The sequence below is a fragment of the Inquilinus sp. genome (assembly GCF_057815775.1).
In genome coordinates, this window is record NZ_JBYRFX010000139.1 from 1 (window position 1) to 9,155 (window position 9,155).

The 9,155-nt window shown below is 68.7% G+C and carries 9 protein-coding genes; 5 read left to right on the forward strand and 4 right to left on the reverse strand.

Translation table 11 applies throughout. From position 1 onward, the window contains the following. Positions 1 to 243: alpha-hydroxy-acid oxidizing protein (locus AC3XYG_RS04995; RefSeq protein ID WP_489138712.1), on the forward strand; the 243-nt coding region annotated here is incomplete at its 5' end. Here AC3XYG_RS04995 and dinB read toward each other — a convergent pair. Next, positions 240 to 1,487 (reverse strand): DNA polymerase IV, encoded by a 1,248-nt coding sequence (dinB, locus tag AC3XYG_RS05000; protein WP_489138713.1) that lies wholly within the window; start codon positions 1,485 to 1,487, stop codon positions 240 to 242. The genes AC3XYG_RS04995 and dinB overlap by 4 nt on opposite strands. A gap of 242 nt (positions 1,488 to 1,729) precedes the next feature. Here dinB and AC3XYG_RS05005 point away from each other — a divergent pair, with 242 nt between their 5' ends. Further along, positions 1,730 to 2,086, forward strand: a complete 357-nt coding sequence (locus tag AC3XYG_RS05005) for a hypothetical protein (protein ID WP_489138714.1) — start codon at positions 1,730 to 1,732, stop codon at positions 2,084 to 2,086. Between the two features lie 26 nt (positions 2,087 to 2,112). On the opposite strand, the gene AC3XYG_RS05010 is transcribed toward AC3XYG_RS05005, so the two are convergent. Both AC3XYG_RS05010 and AC3XYG_RS05015 read right to left on the reverse strand, forming a co-directional pair. Continuing rightward, positions 2,113 to 3,102 carry a D-2-hydroxyacid dehydrogenase gene (locus AC3XYG_RS05010; protein WP_489138715.1) on the reverse strand — a complete coding sequence of 330 codons (990 nt, stop codon included), beginning with the start codon at positions 3,100 to 3,102 and terminating at the stop codon, positions 2,113 to 2,115. Between the two features lie 342 nt (positions 3,103 to 3,444). Beyond that, positions 3,445 to 4,215 (reverse strand): class II glutamine amidotransferase, encoded by a 771-nt coding sequence (locus AC3XYG_RS05015; protein ID WP_489138716.1) that lies wholly within the window; start codon positions 4,213 to 4,215, stop codon positions 3,445 to 3,447. A 232-nt stretch (positions 4,216 to 4,447) separates the two neighbouring features. Between AC3XYG_RS05015 and AC3XYG_RS05020 the strand changes: the two genes are divergently transcribed. Then, on the forward strand, positions 4,448 to 5,041 hold the full coding sequence (locus AC3XYG_RS05020; RefSeq protein ID WP_489138717.1) for a hypothetical protein: 594 nt from the start codon (positions 4,448 to 4,450) through the stop codon (positions 5,039 to 5,041). Between the two features lie 34 nt (positions 5,042 to 5,075). Here the strand turns inward: AC3XYG_RS05020 and AC3XYG_RS05025 are convergent, their stop codons facing one another. After that, entirely contained in the window at positions 5,076 to 5,249 is a 174-nt protein-coding gene (locus AC3XYG_RS05025) for a hypothetical protein (protein ID WP_489138718.1), read from the reverse strand. A gap of 458 nt (positions 5,250 to 5,707) precedes the next feature. Between AC3XYG_RS05025 and AC3XYG_RS05030 the strand changes: the two genes are divergently transcribed. Together AC3XYG_RS05030 and AC3XYG_RS05035 are read left to right on the forward strand one after the other, a co-directional pair. Next, entirely contained in the window at positions 5,708 to 7,285 is a 1,578-nt protein-coding gene (locus AC3XYG_RS05030; RefSeq protein ID WP_489138719.1) for a DegQ family serine endoprotease, read from the forward strand. A gap of 140 nt (positions 7,286 to 7,425) precedes the next feature. Further along, positions 7,426 to 9,155 (forward strand): glycoside hydrolase family 3 N-terminal domain-containing protein (locus AC3XYG_RS05035; RefSeq protein WP_489138720.1); only part of this gene is annotated, 1,730 nt, incomplete at its 3' end.

The window sequence follows — 9,155 nt, forward strand, 5'->3', positions numbered from 1 at the left end:
AAGACCGAGATCCTGTTCGATGGCGGCGTGCAGTCCGGCCAGGACATCCTGAAGGCGGTGGCGCTGGGCGCCCGTGGCTGCCTGATGGGCAAGGCCTCCCTCTACGGCCTGGCCGCGATGGGCGAGGCGGGGGTGACCAAGGCGCTGGAGATCATGCGCAAGGAGCTGGACATCAGCATGGCGCTGACCGGCACCGGCGACATCACCAAGGTCGATCCCAGCAGCCTGGTCATCCGACCCTAAAGCTCCTTCTCGGCCAGCTCGCGGAACGCGTCGGGGACGGAGCGGGACGGGCCGAGGGCGACCGAGCCGTAGCCGACCGCGGCCCAGCCGAACCGCTCGCGGATCGCGTCGACGGCGCGGTCGGCCTGGCCGCGGGCCAAGCCCTTGCGGGCACCCGGCCGACGCCGCTCGTCGTCGAGCCCGAGCGGCAGGTCCAGCTGCAGCAGCGGCCGGTCGTCGAGATGCGACACCGAGATCGCCAGCAGCGAGATCGTCTTCTCCTGCGGGTATTGCGCCAGCACGCTGCGCACCAGCTCCTCCGCGATCTCGGCCAGGATGGTGGTGGCCGAGATCGGCGCGTCGAGCGTGACGGAGCGGGTGACCGCGCGCAGATCGGCGAAGCGCACCCGCACCGTCACGGTCCGGCCGGGCCGCGCCTTGGCCCGCAGCCGGGTGGCGACCCGGTCCGCCAAATGGCGCAACGCCGGCACGAACACCTGCGCCGTGGCCGGCTTCCGGCCCAGTGCCGACTGGGCGCCGGCCGATTGCGACCGCCGGTGCGTCCGGATTTCCCGGGGGTCGCGGTTCCAGGCCAGCGCCGCCAGTTTCTCGCCGGCCGCGTGGCCCAGCAGCCGCTCCAGCGATCGTCCCGGCGTCGCCGCCAGCTGACCGATGGTGCGCACGCCGGTTTCGGCCAGCCGCGCCCGGGTGACCGGGCCGACACCCCACATCAGCTCGACCGGCAGGTCGTGCAGGAAGGCCATCTCCGCGTCAGGGTCGACGACCGCGAGACCGTCGGGCTTGGCCACCTGCGAGGCGATCTTGGCCAGGTGCTTGGTGCGGGCGACGCCGACCGAGATCGGCAGCCCCAGCTCCGTGCGCACGCGGTGCCGGATCGCCGCCGCGATCTCCGCCGGGGGGCCGAACAGATGGGTGCAGCCGGCGACGTCGGCGAAGGCCTCGTCGATCGAGATCCGCTCGACCAGCGGTGTGAAATCACCGAGCACCGCGATGGCGGCGTCGCCCAGCCGCTGATACTCCCGGAACCGGCCGCTGACGAAGATCAGCTGCGGGCACAGCTCCCGCGCCTGCCGCCCCGGCATGCCGCCGCGCACGCCGAACGCCTTGGCCTCGTAGGACGCAGCCAGCACCACCCCGCCGCCAACCGCGATCGGCTTGCCGCGCAGGGCCGGGTCGAGCAGCGGCTCGACGGAGGCGTAGAACGCATCCAGATCCGCGTGGAGGATGGTGGCTGTCATCTCCATCCCGACTGATCCCGTGTGGCCGTTGAAAGGCACCTTGAATTGGAACATAAAGAGAACAAATCGATGGATTGTCAAGCTGCGGTCGGCGGTGCCGCTGGATCGCCCCTGTCAAACTTAAGGAGGTCCTGCGGGCTCGCGATGACGGTGTGGGTTGGTGGGGGCCGGCGCACCCCGGAACCGTCATTGCTGTGAAAGTTCACGAATTCGTTGATCGATGCCGAAGCCCGGAGGAGGCCGCATCGATGCGCGACAACAGCTGCGACCGGACGATCAAGCGCAACTATCTGCAGAAGTGGCGTTTCCTGATCCCAGGATACGAGGCGGTGAAGGCCGGGACGTCACAGACGTTCCGGCGGGTGAGCGAGTTCTACCGTCACCACGGCACCTGCTCGCGAACATTCCGCAAGTATTACAGCCGCCATCTGCAAAGCGGTTCAGAGAAGGACCTGCTGCCGCCGCGACCCCACCGGCATCGAGGCCGAGATCCTGGCCTGCCGGCACCGCGGCCTCAACCGCTACGAGATCCATGCCGCCTTGCGGGAACTCCGAAGGCCTTCGCTCTCACCAAATCTCAACCCAATCCATCACCGAATTCGTGAACTCGCACAGCAATGACGACCGGCCCTCAGCCCCGTCCGGCGGCCCCCGCCACCAGGTTGAAGGGCTTGCCCTGCTGGAAGCCGTCGACCAGGTCGATCAGTTGGTCGGCCAGGGCCTGCATCGCGCCGCGGGCGGCCCAGGCGACATGCGGGGTCAGGATGAAGTTCGGCAGGTCCAGCAGGCGCATCAGCGGCGCGTCGGCCGGCGGTGGTTCGGGCATCGCCACGTCGAAGCCGGCACCGCCGATCCGGCCCGATCGCAGGGCGTCGGTCAGCGCCTCTTCATCGACCAGCCCGCCGCGGGCGGTGTTGATCAGCAGGGCCTCGGACTTCATCCGGGCGAATTCGGCGGCGCCGATCAGGCCGCGCGTCTCCGGCCGCAGCGGGCAGTGCAGCGAAATCACGTCGCTGGTCGCGATCACCTCGTCGAACGGCACGCGGCCTTCGGCGGGGGTGGCCTCACCTTTGCGGCCGGCGAAGACGACATCCATGCCGAAGGCGCGGGCGATGGTCGCGACCGCATTGCCCAGCGACCCGCCGCCGATCAGGCCGAGCCGGGCGCCGTGCAGATCCAGCACCGGATGGTCGAAGAAGCAGAACTGCCGCGCCTCCTGCCAGCGCCCGGCCTCGACCGAGCGGCGATAGGGCAGCAGCGACCGGCGCAGCGCCAGGATCAGAGTGAAGACATGCTCCGGCACCGTGTGCACGGCGTAGCCGCGGATGTTGGCCACGGCCACGCCATTGCGGTCGCACCAGGCGGTGTCGACGCAATCGGTGCCGGTGGCCGCGACCGCGATCAACCGCAGGTCCGGCAGCTGCTCCAGCACCGGCTCGCGCAGCTGGACCTTGTTGATGACGGCGACGCTGGCGCCTTGCAGCCGCGGCAGCACCTCGTCCGGCGCGGTCCGCTGGTGCTCCTCCCAGCGATGCGGGAAGGCGGGTGGCCGCAGGCGGATCGCCGGCGCCAGGGTCTCGCGGTCGAGGAAGACGATCTTCGGTTCGGTCGGCAGGGTCATGGTCGGCCTCGCATTGTCCGGCACCAGCATGCCGATGCCGGCGGCGGCGGCCCGCCAGATTGCGACATCGGCCGCTCCCCTTGGCCGAGCCGATGACAAGCGGCAGCATGATCGGGCCAAGGGAGCGGAAGCGATGGGCCGGCTACGACATCACAGGTCGCGGCTGGATGAGCCGGGCGTCGGCCCTGCCCGGACACTTCGCAACCGAAGGCGTATGGCATCCGGTGTGCGGGGAGGGGTTCGAGCGATGACGTCAACGGCGCGCGTGTACTCGGCACTGGAGTTGGGACTCGACCGGTCGGTCCATCTGAACAAGGGCGCGATAACGCCCGTGCGGCCGGATCAGGGGACGAACGGCTCCAGGTCCAGCCGCCCGGCGCAGTCGGTGACCAGCAGATGACCCGGCGGCACCTGGTGCCAATGGTCGAAATCGCCGTCCAGCGGTTCGGACACGATCAGCCGCTGCACATCCTCGGAACAAAAGAACAGCGACGGCGGCGTCTCGTCGGTGGCGTAACGCACCGCCCAGACATTGCAGCCGTCGCTCAACGCCGCGGTCATACGGAACGGCTCGGTGACCGAGGCCGCCGCCATGGCCTCGCCGATCTCGGCCACGGTGCGGCGCAGCGCCGCAGCCGGGTCCTGTTCCAGACCGAAGCGAAACAAAGCGAGGAAAATCAATTCGCTGTCCGTCGTGCCGGCCCGCCTGGCGTAGAGATCGTCCGGGATCAGCGCGTCGAGGCGGCGCCGGATGCGGTCATAGCCGCCGATCTGGCCATTGTGCATGAACAGCCAGCGGCCCTGCGAGAACGGGTGGCAATTCGCCCGGCTGGTAGCCGTGCCGGTCGAGGCCCGGACATGGGCGAAGAACATCTTCGCCCGGATCTGATGGGCCAGGCTTTTCAGGTTGGGATCGGCCCAGGCCGGCAGGATATCGCGGTACAGGCCGGGGATCGGCCGCTCGCCGTACCAGCCGACGCCGAAGCCGTCGCCATTGGTCGCCACCGCCGCCTTGCGGGCGTGCAGGCTCTGCGCAATCAGCGAGAACTCAGGCTCGAAGATCAGCTTCTCGAGGAAGATCGGCGCGCCCGAATAGCTCAGCCAGCGGCACATGATCGGTTCGACTCACGAAAATCCGTCACCATTCTGTGGATACCCTGCGGCAGGGCTCCCCGTCATCCGTCCCATTGAAAATCGGTGAAACTTGATGACAACCCACGACGAATCGCCATAACGCGGATGAAAACTTTCGTTGTCATCCTCCAATTGGGGGATGCACAATTTTGGGTGCGGGCGCAGAATTTTTTCTCGTGTGCGGCGAGCTTCCAGCGGGGGGATGGTCAGCGTGGCGTTCGGTGAGGCGATAGCGGACCGCCAGCTTCGGTCGGTCTACCGGATTTGGGCGCAGCTGGCGGCGAAGGGTCGCCTGCCGGCTTGCGATGAAATGATCTTTGCCAGCCTCAGCCGGCTGCCTCCCCCGATCCTGCTCTGGGCGTGGATGCCGTGCGAGACGACCTTCCGCTTTGCGCTCGACGCGCAGGGCGCTGGCCTGGCATCCAATCGCAACCTGCCGGGCCGGCCGCTGGAGGAACTGACCAGCGGCGAGCGACACGATGCGTTGCGCAAGGCGCTGATGACGGTGCAGTTGTCGGAACGTCCGCTCTATGCCGAATTCGCGCTGTCCGACGGCATCGACAGTGTCCGCAAGCGCGCGCTGTTGCTGCCGCTGTCGGATACCACCGACGATCTCGCCTATGTCCTCATGCTGACGGCGACGGTCTGGCCGATCGACGCGGCGGTGCAGCAGCGGGTCGATGGCTGCCAGGATGTGCGCGTGCATATCTTGAAGCAGCTGAGCGATGAGGCGACGCCACGCTGGGAAGACCCGCAGCCGGAACTCGATCCGGCCGAGTTGCAGGTCCTGCTGACGATCCTCTGACGCCTATCGGGCCTCTGACGCCCGTCGGGATCATTCAGCGCCAGCCGAGCGTGCGGGGCGCCTGCGACAGGGCGGGCTGCGCCGCGGCCCGGCGGATATGAACGCGAACCGGCTCGTCCCGCACCTTCGCGCTCCACCAAGCGCCAAAGGCGAGGCCGATCGACGGGCCGATCACGGCCCAGATGATCAGAAATGTCGTTACCATCATCTCACTCTCCCGCCACCACATGGGATGGGCATCGGGACCAATCATCGATCGCGATGTCGCGGCGACCTTCAGCGGCGAGGGGGATCGTTCCGGAACGGGGCGGGCGGCGGCGGTTGCAAGCCGACGTCGCCGGACCACCGGCAACCGGAACCATCCCCGTGCACAGCTATATTTTTGGGGCGCTATCGTCCGCTACAAGGGGGGATGCGTCGATATCGACCCGGAGCACGCTGCGGTTTTGCGCCGCGGCTCGCATGCCATCAACATACAATTCGTTAAACTCAAGCCGGACGTCGATGACTCGATACCGATCCGCCGTTGCGCGAGCCGCAAAGTCACGGAATCCCTTTATTAATCCGAATTAATACCAACGAAACGGCGGTTTAAACGCGCTGGTCCCATCTTCATCACCACACGCCGACCGAAACGGGCGGCGACTGAAGACTGTGGAGATGCAGATGAAGACCCCCTTCGGTTCCGACGACCGCGGCCCGCGGACTGGCCTCCGCCGGTTCACGGCGGCTCTGCTGCTCGGCACGGCCCTGATCGGCGTGCCGGTCGGGGCGATCCTGACCTTCGACCACCCGGCGGCGGCGCAGAGCCAGAGTGAAGCCGCGACCTCGTTGGTGCCGTCCGCCCCCGGCTCCTTCGCCGGGCTGGTGCGCCAGGTGACGCCGGCGGTGGTCAATGTCTCGACCATCGAACACCCGCAGGCCAGCCCGATGGCCGATCGCCGCGGTGGTGGTGGCGAGAACGGCCCGCAGGGCTCGCCCTTCGATGACTTCTTCAAGAAGTTCTTCGACGAGCAGCAGCCGGGCGGCCGCGGCCAGCGTGGCGGCGGTGGTGATGGCGGCGGCGATGAGGAGATCCATGGCGCCGGGTCCGGCTTCATCATCGATCCGGCCGGCTACATCGTCACCAACAACCATGTGGTGAAGGACGCCGACCCCGGGAAGATCACCGTCACCCTGAACGACGGCACCGAGATCCCGGCCAAGGTGATCGGCACCGATGAGAAGACCGACCTCGCGCTGCTCAAGATCGACACCGACAAGAAGCTGACCTCGGTCGAATGGGGCGACAGCGATGCCGCCCAGGTCGGCGACTGGGTCGTGGCCGTCGGCAATCCGTTCGGCCTCGGCGGCAGCGTCACCGCGGGCATCGTCTCCGCCCGGGGCCGCGACCTGCATTCGGGCCCGTTCGACGACTTCCTGCAGATCGACGCGCCGATCAACCGCGGCAATTCTGGTGGTCCCAGCTTCGACACCAGCGGCAAGGTGATCGGCATCAACAGCGCGATCTATTCGCCGTCGGGCGGGTCGGTCGGCATCGGCTTCGCCATCCCGTCGAACCTGGCCAAGACCGTGATCGCCCAGATCCGCGAGCATGGCAGCGTCGAGCGCGGCTGGCTGGGCGTCCAGATCCAGTCGGTGACGCCTGAAATGGCCGATGCCCTGGGCCTCGACAAGGCCAAGGGCGCGCTGGTCGCTGACGTCCAGGACGACAGCCCGGCGCTGAAAGCCGGCGTGAAGCAGGGCGACGTCATCCTGTCCTTCGACGGCAAGCCGGTGAACCAGCTGTCCGAGCTGCCGCGCCTGGTCGCCAACACCGAAGCCGGCAAGACCGTGCCGGTCGAACTGCTGCGCGACGGCAAGACCCAGACCGTGCAGGTCGACGTCGCCAAGCTGCCGAACACGCAGCAGGTCGCCAGCGCCGACGACAGCGGCCCGTCGGTCGATGACCAGCTCGGCCTGTCGCTGTCGGCCCTGACCCCGAAGGTGCGTCGCGAATACAGCGTGCCGGACGAGGTCGAGGGCGTGCTCGTCACCGGCATCCGCGAGGACGGCCCGGCGCGCGAGATTGGCGTCGGCCCCGGCGATGTCATCGTCCGGGTCGGCAGCGAGACCGTGAAGACCCCGTCCGAGGTCGCCAAGCAGGTCAAGGTGGCGAAGGCGGCGGATCGCAACGCGGTCATGCTGCTGATCAACCACCAGGGCGACCAGCGTTTCGTCGCGATGAAGCTGCCGAAGGCCTGATCGCGGCACCTCCTTCTATCGACTTCCCCTCGACTCGGGCGCCGGATTCCCCCTTTCCGGCGCCCGTTTTTTTTGCCTTCATCGCGATGACCTCCCGACGCGGCGCATCCGGTGCCGGGCGGGGGCGGAGGATACAGGCCTTGGCGCAGAATCCGTCGGATCGCATCGAAACCCTGCTCGCGGCGATGACGCTCGAGGAGAAGATCGGCCAGCTCATCATGGTGTCTTCGACCCTGGCGGTAACCGGGCCGGTGCTGCCGGGCGACGTGGCCGAAGGGGTCCGCACCGGCCGGGTCGGCAGCGTGTTCAACCATTGGGGCGCCGCCCGGGTGCGCGAGACCCAGCGCCTGGCGGTGGAGGAGACGCGGCTGAAGATCCCGCTGTTCTTCGCCTTCGACGTCATCCACGGCCACCGCACCATCTTCCCGATTCCGCTGGCCGAGGCGGCGTTGTTCTCGCCCGAGCTGTGGGAGCGCACGGCGCGCGAGGCGGCGGTGGAGGCGACAGAGGACGGAATCGACCTCGTGTTCTCGCCGATGCTCGACGTCGCCCGCGACCCGCGCTGGGGCCGCATCTCCGAAGGACCGGGCGAAGATCCCTGGATCGCCAGCCGCATCGCCGAGGCCAAGGTCCGCGGCTACCAGACCGCCGACCTGTCGGCACCCGACGCCGTGGCGGTCTCGGCCAAGCATTTCCTGGCCTATGGCGCCGCCACTGCCGGTCGGGATTACGCCTCGGCCGAGGTGTCGCTGCGCGCGATCGAAGAGGTCTACCTGCCGCCCTTCGCCGCGGCCGTGGCCGCCGGCGCCGCCACTGTCATGCCGGCGTTCAATGACATCGCCGGGGTGCCGATGACGGCCAATGTCGCCCTGCTGCGCGACGTGCTGATCGGCCGCCTCGGCTTCGATGGTGCCATCATCAGCGACTACAACGCGGTGATGGAGCTGCTGAACCATGGCGTTGCCGCCGATGCGGTCGAGGCCGCGGCGCTGGCGCTGAAGGCCGGCGTCGACATGGACATGATGAGCGGTGCCTACGCCGCCGGCCTGGCCACGGCGCTGCAGCGCGGTCTGGTGACGCAAGGCGAGATCGACGATGCCGTCCGCCGGGTGCTGCGGCTGAAGCAGCGGCTCGGGCTGTTCGACGACCCGTACCGCCGCGTTGCCGCGACCGCCGACGCCTTCCACGACGCGGAGCGCCGGCGGCTGGCACGTGAGGTCGGGGCGCGGTCGACCGTGCTGCTGACCAACAAGGGCGCGCTGCCGTTGTCGCCCTCGGCCAAGCGCATCGCCGTGATCGGGCCGCTGGCCGATGCCCGCTCCGAGATGCTCGGCTCCTGGGCCGGCGCCGGCACGTGGGAGGAGGCGGTGACGCTCCTCGAAGGGCTGAAGGCGGCGCTGCCGCAGGCCCAGATCACCTATGTGCCGGGCACCGAAATCGAGACCGGCGGCGATGCCGGCATCGCCGCGGCGGTGGCCGCGGCCCGCGGCGCCGATGTCGTGCTGCTGTGCGTCGGCGAAGCGGCGATCATGAGCGGCGAGGCGGCCAGCCGGGCGCGGCCGGAGCTGCCGGGCCGCCAGCGCAACCTGGCCGAGGCGGTGCTCGACCTCGGCATCCCGGTGGTGGCGCTGCTGTCCTCCGGCCGGCCGCTGATGCTGCCCTGGCTGTTCGACCGGGCGGCGGCGGTGCTGGCCACCTGGTTCCTGGGCACCGAGGCGGGCCATGCCATCGCCGATGTCGTGACCGGCGCCGTCAACCCGTCCGGCCGGCTGCCGGTGACCTGGCCGCGCGATGTCGGCCAGGTGCCGATCTTCTTCGCCGAGCGCGCCACCGGCCGGCCGAGCGATCCGGAGCAGCATTACACCAGCAA